We start from the raw sequence: 17,873 nt of genomic DNA, 5'->3' as shown, positions 1-17,873 counted from the left end.
TCCGTAAGCCCTCGGGCCAGCTCATGAAGCTAACACCGCAACAACCCGCAAATGCCCATCGATCAAGCTTTTTCCCGAGGTGACAAAAAGCACCCACTGCACGGGAACTGACGGCTTACGGGCGCAAAGGGTTGCCGGGAAGGGTTAATGTGCTATCACTTTGATACACCACCGAGCGCGCCACCGAACGCGCCACCGAACGGAAACGGGGAGCCCGCCATGTCCGACACCACCTCCACCGACGGCGACATCACCAACAAGGCCGACATACCGCCCCTCCCGGAGCCGCGGGTGCGGGAGCGGCCCGCGCGCAACGTCAGCGGCGGGCTGGCCCTGCTCGGCGGCCTGGCCGGGCTGGCGGGCGGCGTGGGCCTGATCTTCGCCGGGGCCGCCGTCGCCGCCGACCACAAGGGCGCCTGGTCCACGTCGCTGATCGTGTCCGGCATCGTGGTGATCATCGCCGCGCTGCTCACCATGGGCGGCCTCAACACGATCGCGCCCGGCGAGGCCCGGGTGGTCCAGCTCTTCGGCCGCTACCGGGGCACGATCCGCACCGACGGGCTGCGCTGGGTGAACCCGCTCACCAGCCGCGAGAAGATCTCCACCCGGGTGCGCAACCACGAGACCGCGGTGCTCAAGGTCAACGACGCCTACGGCAACCCGATCGAGCTGGCCGCGGTCGTCGTCTGGAAGGTCGAGGACACCGCCCAGGCGATGTTCGAGGTGGACGACTTCCTGGAGTTCGTCGCCACCCAGACCGAGGCCGCGGTGCGGCACATCGCCATCGAGTACCCGTACGACGCCCATGAGGAGGGCGCCCTCTCGCTGAGCGGCAACGCCGAGGAGATCACCGAGAAGCTCGCCGTCGAACTGCACGCCCGGGTCGAGGCGGCCGGGGTCCGCATCATCGAATCGCGCTTCACCCACCTCGCCTACGCCCCGGAGATCGCCTCCGCGATGCTCCAGCGCCAGCAGGCGGGCGCGGTGGTGGCCGCGCGCCGGGAGATCGTGGAAGGCGCGGTCGGCATGGTCGAGGCGGCGCTGGCCCGGATCACCGAGGAGGAGATCGTGGTGCTGGACGAGGAGCGCAAGGCGGCGATGGTCAGCAATCTGATGGTGGTGCTCTGCGGGGACCGCTCCCCGCAGCCCGTTCTGAATACCGGCACGCTGTACCAGTGACGGACGAGAAGGAGAGCGGGCGGAAGCCACGGCAGCCGCGGCAGCGCAAGCAGATGCTGCTGCGGCTCGACCCGGCCGTCCACGACGCCCTCGCGCGGTGGGCCGACGACGAACTGCGCAGCGCCAACGCGCAGATCGAGTTCCTGCTGCGCAAGGCGCTCGCGGAGGCGGGCCGGCTGCCCCGCGCGGCGCGCCCGATCCCCCGCCGGGGCCGCCCGCCCCGGCGGCCCGCGGAGGGCGCGGAGGGGGCGGACGGCGCGGAGGGCGCGGGCGGCGTGGAGGACACCGACGGCACCGCGGGCACCGAGCGCGCACCGGATTAGCCCTCACTTCGTCCGACCCAACCTGACCTGCGGAAACGCACCGTACACCGCAGCTATACACCCGAGGTATACGCATGGTGTAGAGTGCCACGCATGTCAATTGGCCACACCCTGCTCGGACTCCTGGAAGGCGGCCCGCGCCACGGCTATGACCTGAAGCGGGCCTTCGACGAACGATTCGGACACGACCGCCCGCTCCACTACGGGCAGGTCTACTCGACCATGTCCAGGCTGCTGAAGAACGGCCTGGTGGAGGTCGACGGCATCGAGCACGGAGGCGGCCCGGAGCGCAAGCGCTACGCCATCACCGACGCGGGCATCACCGACGTGGAGCACTGGCTCGCCGAGCCCGAGAAGCCCGAGCCGTACCTCCAGTCGGTCCTCTACACCAAGGTCGTCATCGCCCTGCTCACCGGGCGCGACGCCGCCGATCTGCTCGACGTCCAGCGCGCCGAACACCTGCGGCTGATGCGCGAGCTGACGCAGCGCAAGCACGGCGGCGACCTCAGCGACCAACTCATCTGCGACCACGCTCTCTTCCACCTCGAGGCCGATCTGCGCTGGCTGGAACTCACCGCTGCCCGCCTCGGCCAACTCGCCAAGGCGGTGCGTTCATGACCACGGCAGGCTCCCTGCTGATCGCCACGTCCCTGCACAAGACGTACGGCCACACCCCCGCCCTGGACGGCGCGGACTTCGCCATCAACCCCGGCGAGGTCGTCGCCGTCATGGGCCCCTCCGGCTCCGGCAAGTCGACGCTGCTGCACTGCCTGGCGGGAATCGTGAAGCCGGACTCCGGCACCGTCCACTACAACGGGCGCGAGCTGACCGCCATGTCGGACAGCGAGCGCAGCGGGCTGCGCCGCGGCGAGTTCGGCTTCGTCTTCCAGTTCGGCCAGCTGGTCCCCGAGCTGACCTGCGTGGAGAACGTCGCGCTGCCGCTGCGGCTGAACGGCACCAAGCGCAAGGAGGCCGAGACCCGGGCGGCGGCCTGGCTGGAGCGGCTGGAGGTCGCCGGCGTGGCGCACAAGCGGCCCGGCGAGGTCTCCGGCGGCCAGGGGCAGCGGGTCGCCGTCGCCCGGTCGCTGGTCACCGGGCCGCGGGTGCTGTTCGCCGACGAGCCGACCGGCGCCCTGGACTCGCTCAACGGGGAGCGGGTGATGGAGCTGCTGACCGAGGCCGCCCGGGACACCCGTACCGCCGTGGTCCTGGTCACCCACGAGGCCCGGGTCGCCGCCTACTCCGACCGCGAGATCGTCGTCCGCGACGGCAAGGCCCGGAACATGGCGGGGGTCCGATGACCGGCCAGGACGCCCCGCCGGCGGAGCCCGGCGGCCGCGCCTCCACCGCCCGCTGGGCCGCCGACCTCACCATGGGCGCGCGCTTCGCGGTCAACGGCGGGCGGGAGAGCTGGGCCAGGACGGTCATGACGGCGGTGGGCGTCGGCCTCGGCGTGGCGCTGCTGCTGCTCGCCGCCTCCATCCCCACCGCGCACGCACTGCGCGGCGAGCGGACCGACGCCCGGTCCGTGTACAGCTTCAGCGTGCCGAAGCCCGGCCCCGGCACGATCGGCGTCGGCGACGCGGCCACCACCTACCGCGACCGGGACATCGGCGGCTTCATCCTGGCCCCCGACGGCGACGGCGACCGCGACGCACTGCCCGCGCCGCCGGGTGTCGACCGGTTCCCGGCCCCCGGTGAGATGTGGGTCTCGCCCGCGCTGAAGCAGCTGCTCGACTCCGACGAGGGCACACTGCTCCGGGAGCGCTTCCCGTACCGCACCGCCGGGGTGATCGGCGACAGCGGGCTGGCCGGCCCGGCCGAGTTCCTCTATTACGCGGGAGTCAGCCAGAAGACGCTCGAGCGGGTCGGCGCCTCGTACCACATCGACCACTGGGGCAACGGGGACCACGGGGACGAGCCCCTGAACCCCGCGCTGCTGCTGCTGATCATCGTGGGCTGTGTGGTGCTGCTGCTGCCGGTGCTCATCTTCATCGCCACCGCCGCCCGCTTCGGCGGCGAGCGGCGCGACCGGAGGCTGGCCGCGCTGCGGCTGGTGGGCGCCGACGTCCATATGACCCGCCGGATCGCCGCCGGTGAGTCGCTCTTCGGTGCCCTGCTGGGGCTCACCGTCGGCACCGGACTGTTCCTGCTGGCACGGGAGGTGATCGGCGGCCTCACGCTGTGGGACATCAGCTTCTTCACCTCCGACGTCCGGCCGTCCCTCCCGCTCGCCCTGGTGATCGCGGTGGCCGTGCCCGCCCTCGCCGTCGTCGTCACCCTGGTCGCCCTGCGCGGTATCGCCATCGAGCCGCTGGGCGTCGTGCGGAACGCCACCCCCAAGCGGCGGCGCCTGTGGTGGCGGCTGCTGCTGCCGCTGCTGGGCGTGGGGCTGCTGCTGCCGCTCGCGAGCGGCTTCGGGGGCGGCGACAGGCAGGCGTACCAGGCCGCGGCCGGCGCCGTCCTGCTCCTCATCGGCACCACCGCACTGCTGCCCTGGGTCGTCGAGGCCGTGGTGGAACGGTTCGGCGGCAAGGGCTCGGTGCCCTGGCAGCTCGCCACCCGCCGGCTCCAGCTCAGCAGCGGCACCGCGGCGCGCGCGGTCAGCGGCATCACGATCGCCGTCGCCGGGGCCCTCGCGCTCCAGATGCTCTTCGCCGGCGTGGAGGCCGAGGACACCAGGTCGACCGGCCAGGACCCGAACCGCGCCCAGCTGATGACGAACGTCCCGGTGGCCGACGGCACCCAGGCCCGCGACGCCTTCGAGCGGTACCGCGCGACCAAGGGCGTGAGCGGTGTGCTCGGCGTCACCGAGGACTACGTCTCCGCCACCCACGGCGACAAGGCGGACCCGTCGGCCGTCTCGGAGGAGGCCCTCACCGTCGCCGACTGCCCCTCGCTGCGCGAGGTGATCCGCCTCACCAGCTGCGAGAACGGCGATGTCTTCTTCGTCGAATCGCCCGTTTTCGAAGGGTCCGGCGACACCTTCGCCCACCCGGGCGCCCAGGTCAACCTCGCCTACGACGACGAGGGCATACCGGACCTGGACCACCAGAAACTGTGGACGATCCCCCGCTCCGCCCAGGTGGTGAAGTCCCGGAAGGACCCGACGGGACAGGAGCGCACCGGCATCTTCGCCACCCCCGGTGCCCTCGACATCGCCGATCTGGCGGATCCGAAGGCGACCGCCATGATCCAGGTGGACCCGAAGGTGCCGGACGCGACCGAATACGTGCGCAACACCAGCGTGGAGTTCTCCCCGTCGCTGTATGTGATGCGGCTCTCCAGCACCGAGCAGTCGGACGAGTTCACCGCCATCCGCCGCGGACTGTTCATCGGCGCGACCGCGACCCTGCTGCTCATCGGGGCCAGCATGATCGTGACCACCCTGGAGCAGCTCCGCGAGCGCAAGCGGCTGCTGTCCGTCCTGGTCGCCTTCGGCACCCGGCGCACCACGCTCAGCTGGTCCGTGCTGTGGCAGACGGCGGTCCCGGTGGTGCTGGGACTGGCGCTGTCGGTCGCGGGCGGGCTGGCGCTGGGCATGCTGCTGCTGAAGATGGCCGGCCAGCCGCTGACCGTGGACTGGGCCGGACTCGGCGCCATGACGGGCATCGGCGCCGGCGTCATCCTGCTGGTGACCCTGGTCAGCCTGCCGCCGCTGTGGCGGATGATGCGGCCGGAGGGCCTGCGGACGGAGTAGTCCCCGTTCCGCCGCGCCCACACCGGGGGCCGTTCCCACCTGCGGGAACGGCCCCCTTGCCGCTGTTCTCGGCGGTTATGCCACCCGTCCGGGTGAAGCCCGGCAGAGGGGATCCTTCCGGTGGTTGCGGCCTACGATGATGGCCTCGACACCAGCCACCAGGAGGCGCCATGTCTGCCGCAGCGGTCGAGTACCCCCGTGACGTTCCGGGGCGGAATCTGCTCGACGAAGCCGAGCGGCTCTCCGGCATGCTCCCCGGCTACCGCGTCGAGATCATCGGGGGAGAAATCACCGTGACACCACCGCCCGACGGCCCCCATGGTGATGCGTTGTCCGATCTCATGCTGCCGTTTTACGCCGCCGGGCTGCACGGGCAGACGTCCCGGGTGATCCAGGCGCTCGGAATCTGGCTGCCGGACGGGCCGTTCGACTACGCGATCCCGGATCTCACCATCGTCGACGCCGATTACCGGGATCACCACATCAGGGCAAACTGCTACGACCCGGCGGTCTTCCGGCTGGTCCTGGAGGTCACCTCCAACAACATCGGCAACGATCTCAAGACCAAGGTCGCCGCCTACGCGATCGCCAAGGTCCCCGTCTATGTGATCGTCAACCGCATGAAGCAGCGCATCCACGTCCTGACGGATCCCATCGCCAACGAATACGACCACCACCGCGTCTACGCCCCAGGTGAGCACATCGCGCTCCCGGAGTCGATCGGCGCCGAAGTCACCCTGGACGTGGCGGCGATCCTCACCACCGGGCGCCTCTGACGCTCAGCCCCTGACGCTCACCCCCGGGCGACCCGTACCGGCAGTGGCCGCAGCGCATCCCGTAGCGCCTCCGCGAGCGTCTCGAACTCCTCCGCGCGGGCCGCGCCCGCGCGCATGGCCAGGGCTATCCGGCGGGCGGGCGCCGGGTCGGCGAAGTCGCCGGTGGCCAAGCGGTCGTTACGGCCGGTCTCCACTCGCAGCGCGGTGCGCGGCAGCAGCGTCACTCCGAGGCCGCCCGCGACGAGCTGCACCAGGGTGGAGAGCCCGGCGGCGCTGGTGGTCACCGGGGCGCCTTCGGGGCGGCCCGCCTCACGGCAGATGTCCAGGGCCTGGTCGCGCAGGCAGTGGCCCTCGTCGAGCAGCAGCAGATCCAGTTCCTTGAGCGCCTCGCGGGGGATGTCGTCGCGTCCGCCCAGCCAGTGGTCCTGCGGCGTGACCAGGACGAAGTCCTCGTCGAACAGTGGCAGTTCGACCACTCCGGGCGCGCCCAGTGGCACCGCGAGCAGCAGCAGGTCCAGGCGGCCGTGGGACAGCCCGTCCAGCAGTGAGGCGGTCTGCTCCTCGTGGACCTGGAGATCGAGCCGGGGATAGCGCTCGTGCACCAGCCGCAGCACGGTCGGCAGCAGATACGGCGCCACGGTCGGGATCACCCCCAGCCGCAGGACGCCGGTGAAGGGCGCCCGCGCCGCCTCGGCCTCCTCCAGCAGCTCCCCGACCGCCTCCAGCACGGTGCGTGCCCGTGCCGCGAGCCGCTCCCCCGCCGGACTGAGCAGCACCTTGCGCGTCGTACGCTCGAGCAGCTGGACACCGAGTGTCTCCTCGAGCGCGGCGACGGCGCCCGAGAGCGCGGGCTGGCTCATCCCGATGGCGGCCGCGGCATCGCGGAAGTGCAGCTGCTCCGCGACCGCGACGAAGGCCCTGAGCTGGGGAATGCTGGGCTGCCGTGGTTTGCCGGCCGGTGTGGCTGATGCGGCCACTGATAGCCACCTCCAATCAACCTCACCGAGTCTAGCTATTTCACTGATCAATGCACTCTGTGCCAAGGTAGGAACCGTCCAACCCCAGGAAAACCCGGATGATGGGGTTTTTCCTACGCGAAAGCTGCAAGGAGTGCGCGTGCTCACTGTCGGTGACAAGTTCCCCGAGTACGATCTGACCGCCTGCGTGTCGCTGGAGAGCGGCAAGGAGTTCGAGCAGATCAACCACAAGACCTACGAGGGCAAGTGGAAGATCGTCTTCGCGTGGCCCAAGGACTTCACCTTCGTGTGCCCGACCGAGATCGCGGCCTTCGGCAAGCTGAACGACGAGTTCGCCGACCGTGACGCCCAGATCCTGGGCTTCTCCGGCGACTCCGAGTTCGTCCACCACGCCTGGCGCAAGGACCACCCCGACCTGCGCGACCTGCCCTTCCCGATGATGGCCGACTCCAAGCACGAGCTGATGCGCGCGCTCGGCATCGAGGGCGAGGACGGCTTCGCGCAGCGTGCCGTGTTCATCGTGGACCAGAACAACGAGATCCAGTTCACCATGGTGACGGCCGGTTCCGTGGGCCGTAACCCCAAGGAGGTCCTGCGGGTGCTGGACGCCCTCCAGACCGACGAGCTGTGCCCCTGCAACTGGAACAAGGGCGAGGACACCCTGGACCCGGTGGCCCTCCTCGCCGGTGAGTGAGCTGATTCACCATGGCACTCGATGAGCTGAAGTCCGCGCTTCCGGACTACGCCAAGGACCTCAAGCTGAACCTCGGTTCGGTGATCGGCAACTCCGAGCTTCCCCAGCAGCAGCTGTGGGGCACCGTGCTGGCCTGCGCGATCGCCTCGCGCTCGGCCCGGGTGCTGACGGAGCTGGAGCCGGAGGCCAAGGCCAACCTCTCGCCGGAGGCGTACACCGCCGCCAAGTCGGCGGCCGCCATCATGGCGATGAACAACGTCTACTACCGGACCCGGCACCTGCTGTCCGACCCGGAGTACGGCAACCTGCGCGCGGGGCTGCGGATGAACGTCATCGGCAACCCGGGCGTGGACAAGACCGACTTCGAGCTGTGGTCGCTGGCCGTGTCCGCGATCAATGGCTGCGGAATGTGCCTCGACTCACATGAGCAGGTGCTCCGCAAGGCGGGCGTGGACCGCGAGACGATCCAGGAAGCCTTCAAGATCGCCGCGGTGCTCCAGGCGGTCGGCGCCACCCTGGACGCCGAGGGCGTCCTGGCCGCGAACGCCTGACACGCTCGGTCGCGAAGACCTGAAAGGGCGCCCCACCGGTCGGTGGGGCGCCCTTCGGCGTACTCCGGTCCAGGGGCTCAGGGGCGCAGGGACCCAGGGCGCAGGGCCGACCGGACCGGACCGCGCCGGGCTACCGGGGCCCGTCACCCTCCCCGGACGGCCCACCCGGCGGCGGTGCGCTCGGCGGCAGGGCGGGCGCCGTGGCGGAGGCGGTGGCGCCGTGCGGGCCGGGGACGGCGCGCAGCGCGTTCTCCTGGCTGTAGGCGCGCAGATAGCCGACGACCGTATTGGCGACCGCCACCAGGGGGACGGCCACCACCGCACCGCCGATGCCGCCGATCAGCGAACCGGCCGCGACCGAGAGCACCACGGCCAGCGGATGGACCCGCACCGCCCGGCCGAGGATGAAGGGCTGGAGCACATGGCCCTCGATCTGCTGTACGGCCAGCACCACGACCAGCACCATCGCCCCGGTGAACACGCCCTGAGTGACCAGCGCCACGACCACCGCGAGCGCACCGGAGACCACCGCGCCCACCAGCGGGATGAAGGCGAACAGGAAGATGAACACGGCCAGCGGCACGGCCATCGGGACGTCGAGGAAGAACAGCCCCACGCCGATGAAGATCGCGTCGATCAGGGCCACGAGCACCGTGCCGCGCACATAGGCGGTCAGCGTCGCCCAGGCCCGCGGACCCGCGCCCGCCACGCCCTCGCGGGCCGGGGCGGGGACGAGCCTGAGGGCCCAGCTCCAGATCTTCGGGCCGTCGTAGAGCAGGAAGAGCGTGCAGAACATCGTCAGCAGCAGGCCGGTCATCACTTCGACGACGACCGTGACGCCCTCCAGCCCCGCCGAGGTGATCTGCTCGGTGTTGGCGCCGATCGCCTCGCGCAGGCTCTTGGCGACATGGTTGATCTGCTTCTCGGTCACATGGAACGGGCTGTGCAGCAGCCAGCGCCGCAGATCGTCGATACCGGCCTGGACCTCGCCCGAGACCTCGTCGACGTTCTCCATGACCTGCCAGACCACGAACCACACGACCAGGCCCATGATGACGAAGCCGGAGATGAAGGTGATCGCGGTGGCCAGGCCGCGCGGCACCCCGCGCCGGCGCAGCCGGGTCACGGTGGGCTCCAGCAGCGCGGTGATGAGGAGGGCGACGGTGAAGGACAGCACCACCAGCTGGACGGAGCTGATGACCTTCATCAGCACCCAGACCGTGCCGGCGAGCACCAGCAGCCGCCAGCCCGCCTCGGCGGCCACCCGGACGCCCCAGGGCACGGCGGCCACCGGATCGGGCCGGGCGGAGACGGCGGGGGCGTAGGCGGGCGGGGCGGGCACGCTGGGCGGCTCCGGCCGGGCGGCCGGAGCCGCCTCGGCCGGGCCCCCGGTGTCCCTGTCGCTCCCCTGGCCCCCGGCGCCCCCGGCACCGCCCCTTGCGGTACCGGCGCCGTCGTCCGCGCCTTGGTGCGCATCGGCTCCGGGTGGCTGCGCCGCCGACGGGCGTTCCTCGGACGGTCCGGGCTCCTGTGGGGTCCGCGGGACGTCATCGCCCTCGTCGGGCCCCCGCATCTCGGCCTGGTGTGATTCGAGCCGGTGGGCGAGCCGGGTCAGTCCGGTTCCCAGCCTGCCGATCCACTGCGGCAATGTGGACATTTCCTGTTCCTACCCCCGGTTTCCCCCTCGGCCGTCAAGGAGACGTTACCTGCTGAGGATGCGCGAAACCCCCGACCTGATGGGCCGGGGGTTTCACGAAGTTCGCGATCGGGTGCCGCCGCCGGAAGGGCCGGGCGCGATGCGCTCAGTAGTGGCCGTTGGCCTGCCAGAACGCCCAGGCGTCACACGGGCTGCCGTAGCGCTCGTTCATGTAGTTGACGCCCCACTTGATCTGGGTCGCCGGATTGGTCTGCCAGTCGGCGCCGGCCGAGGCCATCTTGGAGGCCGGCAGCGCCTGCACCAGACCGTAGGCACCCGACGAGGGGTTGGTGGCCTGGTAGTTCCAGGTGCTCTCGTGCTGCACGATGTTGCTGAAGCACTGGAACTGGCCGCTCGGCACGATCTGCCGCGCCATCGACTGGACCTCGGCGATGGTGTACGAGGCCTGGAGGGGGAAGTCGCCGGCGTCACGCGTGGCCGAACGGCTCGCGATCTCCTTCTTCTCCCGCTCCTTCGCCAGCTTCTCGGCGGCTGCCTTGTCCGCGGCGGCCTTCTTGGCCTTCGCGTCCTTGGCCGCCTGCTTGCGGGCTGCTTCCTCTGCGGACTTCCGCGCCTCCGCGTCGGCCGCGGTGGACTGGACGTCCGCCTGCTGCGTCAGGGATGCGGTCTGTGCCACGGCTTGCTGCCCGGCGGGTATGTCCGCGAGGAGCGTCGAGTCGGCGGCGGTCGCCTCGATCGGGTCGGACGAGCCCTGCTGCTGTCCGCCCGCGGCGACGCCGACAACGGCGCCCACAGTGGTGACCGCGGTGGCCGAGGCCACTGCGAATCCCCGGACCGAAATCCGGCTCACTCGGTTTCCTTCCAGCATCGCCCGCTTAGGTGACCTCGCGGGCGCAATCGTGCCCCTGGCGCTGGCCTCCCCTTGTTCCGCCCCCGACGGTGCTCGGCGGGGTCGGCTGGTCACGGGAGGCACGGGCCCGGTGGGATCTCCCGCGGGAGATCCTCGAGGTGCTCGGGCGGCATACGGCGAACTCTGTTCAATTCTGGTACTGCTGTGGTTCGGTACCGCTGGGGGTACCGGTGTGCCATATGCGGGGCCTGACAGGACCCACACCCTGCCGGAAGCGGAGCCCCGGAGGCAATTCCCCGCCAGGTGTGAAAGCTCACATCCCGTTTACGCCCCAGAATTTCTGGAAATCCACGCGCACCAAGACGCCGCGCGGCTAAGCTCTTTGGCCTTTCCACGCGGCGCCCTGGGGGGTCACAACCGGTTCAACCGGCTCAGATGTGGCTGTCCTCCAGCATTTCGGTCACCAGCGCCGCGATCGGCGAACGCTCGGAGCGGGTCAGGGTGACATGCGCGAACAGCGGATGCCCCTTCAGCTTCTCCACGACCGCCACCACACCGTCGTACCGCCCGACGCGGAGATTGTCCCGCTGGGCCACATCGTGGGTCAGCACCACCCGGGAGTTGGCACCGATCCGGGACAGAACGGTCAGCAGCACATTCCGTTCGAGTGACTGGGCCTCGTCGACGATGACGAAGGCGTCATGGAGCGAGCGGCCGCGGATGTGCGTCAGCGGCAGCACCTCCAGCATGCCGCGCCCCACGACCTCCTCGATCACCTCGGAGCTGGTCACCGCGGACAGGGTGTCGAAGACCGCCTGGGCCCAGGGGCTCATCTTCTCGGCCTCGGTGCCGGGCAGATAGCCCAACTCCTGGCCGCCCACCGCGTACAGCGGACGGAAGATCATCACCTTGCGGTGCTGACGCCGCTCCAGCACGGCCTCCAGCCCGGCGCACAGCGCCAGCGCCGACTTGCCGGTACCGGCCCGGCCGCCCATCGAGATGATGCCGACCTCGGGGTCGAGCAGCAGGTCCAGCGCGATGCGCTGCTCGGCGCTGCGGCCGTGGATCCCGAACGCCTCCCGGTCGCCGCGCACCAGCCGCACCTGCCCGTCCGGGGTGACCCGGCCCAGCGCCTTGCCGCGCTCGGACTGGAGCACCAGACCGGTGTGCACGGGCAGTTCGGCCGCCTCGGGGATGTACCCGGTCTCGGCGGCGAACAGATCGTCCACCTGTTCGGCCGAGACGGTGAGCTCGGCCATCCCGGTCCAGCCCGAGTCGGTGATCGCCAGCTCCGCGCGGTACTCCTCGGCGAGCAGCCCCACCGAGGACGCCTTGATGCGCAGCGGCAGGTCCTTCGAGACGACGGTGACGTCGTACCCCTCGGCCTGGAGGTTTCTGGCGACCGCGAGGATGCGCGAGTCGTTGTCCCCCACCCGGCCGCCGTGGTTCAGGAAGGCGGCGGGCAGGATGCCCGGGTCGGAGTGGTTGAGCTCGACACGCAGGGTGCCGCCCAGATCGCCGATCGGTATCGGAGCGTCCAGACGGCCGTAACGGATGCGGTACTCGTCCAGCAGGCGGAGCGCCTGCCGTGCGAAGTACCCGAGCTCCGGATGGTGCCGCTTGGCCTCCAGCTCCGTGACCACCACGACCGGCAGCACGACTTCGTGCTCGTCGAAGCGGGCCATGGCATGGGGATCGGCCAGCAGGACGCTGGTGTCGAGGACATAGGTGCGCCGGTCGTGCTCGCGGCGTTTCTTGCTGGTCACCACGGGTGGACGAACCCCCTCGGGAGAGGTCGGGGTGCGACGGCGTCGCGGGAGTGAGGTATCCCCGCCGTAGACGGGGAACGGACCGGGCCAGGCCCTACCGGGAGGGCCGAGCGCCGGCCCTCCGCGTCATACGCACGATCCGCACAGTCGTCCGTGTGCAAAGGGCCTCCCGGACGAACGGCCCGATGCCGTCCGCTGGCAGTTCGACACCCACTGGACAGGTGGGACAGGGCGTCGACCTGGAAGGGATATTCCCTCGAACGTGCGCAGACATGCAACGGCATATGACGGCACGTACATGAACGCTGTGAGTCCGGCGCACGACAAGGCCCGGGGCCGGACGCCGGGCGGCGTCCGGCCCCGGGCCGGTGAACTGCGGTGTGGGAGACGGGAACTAGCTGCCGTACCGGCGGTGCCGGGCGGCGTAGTCGCGCAGTGCGCGGAGGAAGTCCACCTTGCGGAAGGCGGGCCAGAAAACTTCACAGAAGTAGTACTCCGAATGGGCGCTCTGCCACAGCATGAAGCCGGAGAGCCGCTGCTCGCCGCTGGTGCGGATGACCAGGTCCGGATCGGGCTGCCCACGGGTGTACAGGTGTTCGGAGATGAGGTCGATGTCGACGATCTCGGCGAGCTCGTCGAAGGAGGTGCCCTTGGCGGAGTGCTCCAGCAGCAGCGACCGCACCGCGTCGGCGATCTCCTGCCGCCCGCCGTAGCCGACGGCGACGTTGACCAGTATTCCGTCGATGTGCTCGGTGTCCCGCTCGGCCTCCTTGAGGACCGTCTGGGTCCGGGACGGCAGCAGGTCGCGGTTCCCGACGTGGTGCACCCGCCAGCGGCCGTCGGCGGCCAGATCGCGCACCGCGCCCTCGATGATGCTCAGGAGCGGTACCAGCTCCTCCTCGGGGCGGTCCAGATTGTCGGTGGAGAGCAACCAGAGCGTGACGACCTCGACGTCCGTCTCGTTGCACCAGCCGAGCAGCTCCTGGATCTTGCTGGCGCCCGCCTTGTGCCCCTGCACGGTGGTGCCGCCCGCCGCACGGGCCCAGCGGCGGTTGCCGTCGAGGATGACGCCGATGTGCTTGGGCACCTGGGCATGGTCGAGGCGGCCTTCCACCCGGCGTGCGTAGAGCCCGTACACCAGGTCGCGCAACTTCACGTCTTCCAGCCCCTCAGTGCTTCACATGGCTCGCCATGGCAGTCCGCCCCAAGCCCGACACCCTACTGCGGGGTGGAGGGGCTGGCGAACCGGGGGCGACCGAAGGGCTGCGGCCGGTCACGCTTCGTAGCGGACCGTGCGGGCTACGTGCCACTCGCTCAGCCCCGGAATCCCGCCGGAATCCCGCCAGAAGCCCGTACAGAGAGCGGGCCGGTCCGTGGGGGGGAGTACGGACCGGCCCGAGGGGGGGTTTCCACCATAACCCTTCGTGAGGGGATGTCCATGCATCGGCGGGGCCGAACCCTCCGCGCGCCGCCGTGTCATCCGGCCCCGAGCGCCCCCAGCACCAGTCCGGCGCCCGCCCCGAGGATCATGAAGGGGCCGAACGCCATGGCGGTCTTGCGCCCGGCCCGCCGGGTCACCACCAGGGCCACGGCGCCGCAGCAGCCGAGCAGCAGCCCGGCGAAGGCGCCCACGAAGAGCACGTCCCAGCCGTACCAGCCGAGGGCCACCCCCAGCGTCAGCGCCAGCTTGACGTCGCCGAAACCCATCCCGCTCGGGCTGATCAGGAACAGCACCAGATACCCCCCGCCCAGCACCGCACCGCCCAGCAGCGCGCGCGGCCAGGACCCGGCGCTGTGCGGCAGCAGCGCCGCCGCGCCGAGCAGAGCCGCGGACCCGCCCGCCATCGGCAGGGTGAGGACGTCCGGCAGCCGGTTGACCGCCAGGTCCACGGCCGTGAGCAGCACCCCGAGCGGCGCCAGCAGCAGCCACACCGCCAGCTCCGGACGCGCCCCGACAGCCGCCGCCAGGCATCCGCACACCAGCGCGGTGAGCGCCGCCGCCGGCACCGGACCCGCCCCGTAGTCCCGCTCACCGTCCCGGCAGCCGGAGCAGCGGGCGAGGCCCAGCCAGCCGCGCACCGGACCGGTGAGCGCGTGCCCCCGGGGACAGGCACCGCGCCAGGACTCCTCGGGCTCGACGGCCAGCCGGTAGAGCGGGCGGGGTAAGAGCAGCCCGGCGGCCGCGCCGTACGCGGCGGCGAGCACGATCAGCAGCGGTTGCACGGCCCGAGCCTACGGAAGCGCCCGGCCGGTGGAACACTGCGCGGGAAGGACGGGAAGGACGGGAAGGGCACGAAGGCTCGAACGGCTGGAGGGGGCGGGCGTGGGCCGCTGGCGGGACGGTACGGGGACACTGCGGGTGCTCGGGGGCGGCGCGCAGGGCGCCGGAACGGACGCGGAGGGGGACCCAGAAGGCGCTGCGGGGGGCGGCGCGGGGGGCGCGGTGGACATTCCGCTCACCATCGCCTCCTCCTACCGGGCCCGTGCCCGCGGTCTGCTCGGCCGGGACGGCCTGACCGGCGCGCTGCTCCTCACCCCCGCGAGCGGTGTGCACACCTTCCGGATGCGGTTCGCCATCGACGTCGCCTATCTGGACCGGCGGCTCACCGTGCTCGACGTCCACACCCTGCGCCCCGGCCGGCTCGGCCGCCCCCGGTTCCGCTCCCGCCATGTCCTGGAGGCGGAGGCGGGCGCGTTGGCGCGCTGGGGTGTGCGGAGGGGCGTACGGGTCGCGATCGCCCCCGGCCCTTCTGCGCCGCCCCCTCCTTCTGTACGCTGACCTCTCAGTGTCATGGTTGGGACACCCTCGATCGCGGTCGAGGTCATCGAGGTAGAGGTATCAGGGGTAGGGGTAGCACGGTGACGACCACGGGCAAGATTCTGCGTTTCGACGAGTTCCGCGGCTACGGCTTCATCGCACCGGACGACGGTGGCGAGGACGTCTTCATGCACGCCAATGACCTGCTGGACGAGAAGCATCTCTTCCAGCCCGGGTCCAAGGTGCGGTTCGTTCCGGAGTACGGCGACAAGGGGCCCAAGGCATCCGAGGTGCGCATCGTCGAGCGTGCCGCGCCGGTCGTACGGCCCTCCGCCGGGCCGGACGGCGACGACACCATGTGCGATGTGCTGTCGGTCGCCGAGTTCCGGCAGGAGCTGACCGAGGCGCTGGTCGAGGTGGGCGGCAGCCTGACCGCCGACCAGATCAAGCAGGTGCGCAGGCGGGTCATCGAGATCGCGCAGGCACACAACTGGATCGAATCCTGAGCTGGATTTCGAGGGGCCGCCGTCGCTCGACGGCGGCCCTTCGGCTTTCCGGCCGTGATCCCCTCAGCGTCCGGTGATCCGCGGCATCATCCGCTTCCGGTGATCCTCAGCATCACCCACATGGCCCCCGTCGCGGCCACCACCGTCGCCGGTGCGGTCAGCAGCCCCAGGCGGGTGAAGACCCCCAGGTCGGAGCCGGTGTCCGGCTCGTATCGGTGGACGATGCGGCGCCACAGCAGGGTGGCCAGCGAGCCGACGTAGGTGAGGTTCGGCCCCAGGTTCACACCGATCAGCACGGCGAGCACGGGCCCTGGGCCGGCCCCGGAGGCGATCGGCAGCAGAGCCAGCACGGCGGGCAGATTGTTGATGAGGTTGGCCAGCACCGCCGCGACCGCCGCGATCCCGAGCAGCGCGGGCAGGCTCGACCCACTGGGCAGCACCTGGGCCAGCGCGTCCTGGAGACCGCCCGCGAGCACGGCCTCGACCACCACCCCGAGCGCCAGCACGAACAGGCAGAACAGCGGCCCGGCCGCGCCGACGGCCCCCCTTACGGTCGTCCGGCGGCGCCGCAGCGCCCTTACGGTGAGCACCAGCGCACCCGCCCAGGCCGCCCACTGGGGGTCGAGCCCCGCCAGCGAGGTCCCGACGAACCCGGCGAGGGTCAGCAGCAGCACGGTCAGCGCGAACACCGGCACCCGGGGCCAGTCGGCGGGCGGGGGCTCGGCGGTCCCGGCGGCCAGGTCGGCGGCGAAGAAACGGCGGAAGACCAGGTACTCGATGCCGATGGTCAGCAGCCAGGCGGGCCCCATCAGCACGGCGAACCGGGTGAAGGAGACCCCGCCGGCCTCCAGGGCGAGCAGATTGGTGAGGTTGGAGACCGGGAGGAGCAGGGACGCCGAGTTCGACAGATGGGCGCAGGCGTACACATGCGGCCGGGACCGCGCCCCGAGCCGGGCCGTCGTGGCGAACACCACGGGGGTGAGCAGCACGACGGTGGCGTCCAGGCTCAGCACGGCGGTGACGACGGCCGCGACGGCGAACACCCCGCCCAGCAGCCGGTCCGTACGCCCCGCGCAGGCCCGCGCCACGGCCTGTCCGGCCGCCTCGAAGAGCCCCTCGTCCGCGCACATCCGGGCCAGCAGCAGCACGGCGGCCAGGAACCCCACGACGGGCAGCAGCCCCCGGGTCTCCGCCCAGGCACGGGCGGGCGAGACCGCCCCGGTGGCCACCACGATCCCGGCGGCGGGCACGGCCGCGACCGCCTCCGGCCAGCCCCGGGGGCGCACCACGGCGAAGGCCAGTACGCCGAGGAGCAGGACGACGGCAAGGGTCTCGGCGACGGCGGTGGTCAGGATGGACTCCGGGGGAGGGTGCGGGGACATTCCCATGATGCGGCATCGGCGTCGGCGCAGTGTCCGCGGAGGCCACTCAGCCAGTCCCGCGCTCAGCCGTCCCGCCGCTCAGCCGGTCCCGCCGCTCAGCTGGTCCCGGCGCTCAGCCGGTCCTGGGGAAGCTGACCTCCACCCGGCGGTTGCGCTTGCGGCCCTCCTCGCTCCCGTTGTCCGCGATCGGGTACTGCTCGCCGTAGCCCCGGATCTCGTAGCCGACCGAGGGGTCGAGCTCCTCGGCGAGCGCCTGCTGCACCGCGTTGGCCCGCTCCTTCGACAGAGCGATCCCATGGGACGCCGAGCCCAGGTTGTCGGTGAAGCCGAAGACGCGCACGGTGTTCGCGTTCTGCCGCTCGGCCTCGGCGGCGATCTCCTTGATCCGGGCCTTCGCCTCGCCGCCGAGGTTCGCGCTGTCCTTGCCGAACAGCACCTCGGCCTGGAGGGCGAACTTCACCTTGGCGTTGGTGTCCTCCCGCCGCTCGTCGCCGTCGTCGGTCTCGACCACGGACTTGATGTCCAGCACCCGGCCGGGCGCCAGCTCGGCGCCCCCGGGCATCCGCAGATCGGCGTCCTCGGTGTCGATCTTCACCGGCGGGGTGGTGTCGGCGGGCGCGCCGGGGCCGCTGTCCGCGTGGGCGGGCGGCGGCGGGACGGCGAGGGTGATCCAGAGCGCGGTGGCGGCCAGCGCGGCGAGGACGGGGCCGCGGCGCGGGGTGCGGGCTGTCGCATCCGGTGTCATGGCGCG

Annotated in this window: 18 protein-coding genes; 10 read left to right on the top strand and 8 right to left on the bottom strand. The window is 71.3% G+C overall.

What is annotated here, in order from left to right:
- Positions 1-219 precede the first annotated feature (219 nt).
- The 6 genes from N6H00_RS25550 (at position 220) to N6H00_RS25525 (ending at position 5,978) form a co-directional block, all read left to right on the top strand.
- A complete protein-coding gene (locus N6H00_RS25550) occupies positions 220-1,179 on the top strand; it encodes an SPFH domain-containing protein (protein ID WP_268974169.1) in 960 nt (319 codons plus the stop codon).
- The gene (locus tag N6H00_RS25545) at positions 1,176-1,502 is read left to right on the top strand and encodes a toxin-antitoxin system HicB family antitoxin (RefSeq protein ID WP_443073030.1); all 327 of its coding nucleotides are present in this window, start codon (positions 1,176-1,178) and stop codon (positions 1,500-1,502) included. Before N6H00_RS25550 ends, N6H00_RS25545 begins: the two co-directional genes overlap by 4 nt.
- Positions 1,503-1,595: 93 nt before the next feature.
- The gene (locus N6H00_RS25540; RefSeq protein WP_268974168.1) at positions 1,596-2,120 is read left to right on the top strand and encodes a PadR family transcriptional regulator; all 525 of its coding nucleotides are present in this window, start codon (positions 1,596-1,598) and stop codon (positions 2,118-2,120) included.
- Positions 2,117-2,803 (top strand): ABC transporter ATP-binding protein, encoded by a 687-nt coding sequence (locus N6H00_RS25535; protein ID WP_268974167.1) that lies wholly within the window; start codon positions 2,117-2,119, stop codon positions 2,801-2,803. Before N6H00_RS25540 ends, N6H00_RS25535 begins: the two co-directional genes overlap by 4 nt.
- Complete coding sequence (locus N6H00_RS25530) at positions 2,800-5,202, top strand: ABC transporter permease (RefSeq protein ID WP_268974166.1); 2,403 nt, start codon at positions 2,800-2,802, stop codon at positions 5,200-5,202. The genes N6H00_RS25535 and N6H00_RS25530 overlap by 4 nt, the downstream gene beginning before the upstream one ends.
- Positions 5,203-5,372: 170 nt before the next feature.
- Positions 5,373-5,978, top strand: coding sequence for a Uma2 family endonuclease (locus tag N6H00_RS25525; RefSeq protein ID WP_268974165.1), 606 nt, complete (start codon positions 5,373-5,375; stop codon positions 5,976-5,978).
- 17 nt (positions 5,979-5,995) lie between these two features.
- Here N6H00_RS25525 and N6H00_RS25520 read toward each other — a convergent pair whose 3' ends face one another.
- Positions 5,996-6,955, bottom strand: coding sequence for a LysR substrate-binding domain-containing protein (locus N6H00_RS25520; protein WP_268974164.1), 960 nt, complete (start codon positions 6,953-6,955; stop codon positions 5,996-5,998).
- A 139-nt stretch (positions 6,956-7,094) separates the two neighbouring features.
- Here N6H00_RS25520 and N6H00_RS25515 point away from each other — a divergent pair, with 139 nt between their 5' ends.
- Both N6H00_RS25515 and N6H00_RS25510 read left to right on the top strand, forming a co-directional pair.
- A complete protein-coding gene (locus N6H00_RS25515; protein WP_268974163.1) occupies positions 7,095-7,649 on the top strand; it encodes a peroxiredoxin in 555 nt (184 codons plus the stop codon).
- 11 nt (positions 7,650-7,660) lie between these two features.
- Positions 7,661-8,200 (top strand): alkyl hydroperoxide reductase, encoded by a 540-nt coding sequence (locus tag N6H00_RS25510; RefSeq protein ID WP_268974162.1) that lies wholly within the window; start codon positions 7,661-7,663, stop codon positions 8,198-8,200.
- 130 nt (positions 8,201-8,330) lie between these two features.
- On the opposite strand, the gene N6H00_RS25505 is transcribed toward N6H00_RS25510, so the two are convergent.
- The 5 genes from N6H00_RS25505 to N6H00_RS25485 all read right to left on the bottom strand — a co-directional run bounded on the left by N6H00_RS25505 (position 8,331) and on the right by N6H00_RS25485 (position 14,699).
- A complete protein-coding gene (locus N6H00_RS25505; protein ID WP_268974161.1) occupies positions 8,331-9,857 on the bottom strand; it encodes an AI-2E family transporter in 1,527 nt (508 codons plus the stop codon).
- A 145-nt stretch (positions 9,858-10,002) separates the two neighbouring features.
- Positions 10,003-10,725, bottom strand: coding sequence for a transglycosylase SLT domain-containing protein (locus N6H00_RS25500; protein WP_268974160.1), 723 nt, complete (start codon positions 10,723-10,725; stop codon positions 10,003-10,005).
- A gap of 413 nt (positions 10,726-11,138) precedes the next feature.
- Positions 11,139-12,476 carry a PhoH family protein gene (locus tag N6H00_RS25495; RefSeq protein ID WP_268974159.1) on the bottom strand — a complete coding sequence of 446 codons (1,338 nt, stop codon included), beginning with the start codon at positions 12,474-12,476 and terminating at the stop codon, positions 11,139-11,141.
- A gap of 394 nt (positions 12,477-12,870) precedes the next feature.
- Entirely contained in the window at positions 12,871-13,632 is a 762-nt protein-coding gene (locus N6H00_RS25490; protein ID WP_268974158.1) for an isoprenyl transferase, read from the bottom strand.
- Between the two features lie 320 nt (positions 13,633-13,952).
- Complete coding sequence (locus N6H00_RS25485) at positions 13,953-14,699, bottom strand: prepilin peptidase (RefSeq protein ID WP_268974157.1); 747 nt, start codon at positions 14,697-14,699, stop codon at positions 13,953-13,955.
- Positions 14,700-14,799: 100 nt separating this feature from the next.
- Here N6H00_RS25485 and N6H00_RS25480 point away from each other — a divergent pair, with 100 nt between their 5' ends.
- Both N6H00_RS25480 and N6H00_RS25475 read left to right on the top strand, forming a co-directional pair.
- Entirely contained in the window at positions 14,800-15,255 is a 456-nt protein-coding gene (locus N6H00_RS25480; protein ID WP_268974156.1) for a DUF192 domain-containing protein, read from the top strand.
- Between the two features lie 80 nt (positions 15,256-15,335).
- Positions 15,336-15,740 (top strand): cold shock domain-containing protein, encoded by a 405-nt coding sequence (locus tag N6H00_RS25475; RefSeq protein ID WP_256654799.1) that lies wholly within the window; start codon positions 15,336-15,338, stop codon positions 15,738-15,740.
- A gap of 86 nt (positions 15,741-15,826) precedes the next feature.
- On the opposite strand, the gene N6H00_RS25470 is transcribed toward N6H00_RS25475, so the two are convergent.
- Positions 15,827-17,128, bottom strand: coding sequence for an SLC13 family permease (locus tag N6H00_RS25470; RefSeq protein WP_268974155.1), 1,302 nt, complete (start codon positions 17,126-17,128; stop codon positions 15,827-15,829).
- Positions 17,129-17,234: 106 nt separating this feature from the next.
- A complete protein-coding gene (locus tag N6H00_RS25465; RefSeq protein WP_268977103.1) occupies positions 17,235-17,867 on the bottom strand; it encodes an OmpA family protein in 633 nt (210 codons plus the stop codon).
- Between the last annotated feature and the right edge of the window lie 6 nt (positions 17,868-17,873).

Origin of the sequence: Streptomyces sp. S465, from assembly GCF_026898115.1 — a bacterium.
In the GTDB taxonomy this organism is placed as follows: domain Bacteria; phylum Actinomycetota; class Actinomycetes; order Streptomycetales; family Streptomycetaceae; genus Streptomyces; species Streptomyces luomodiensis.
This window is presented reverse-complemented; position numbering and strand designations above follow the sequence as displayed.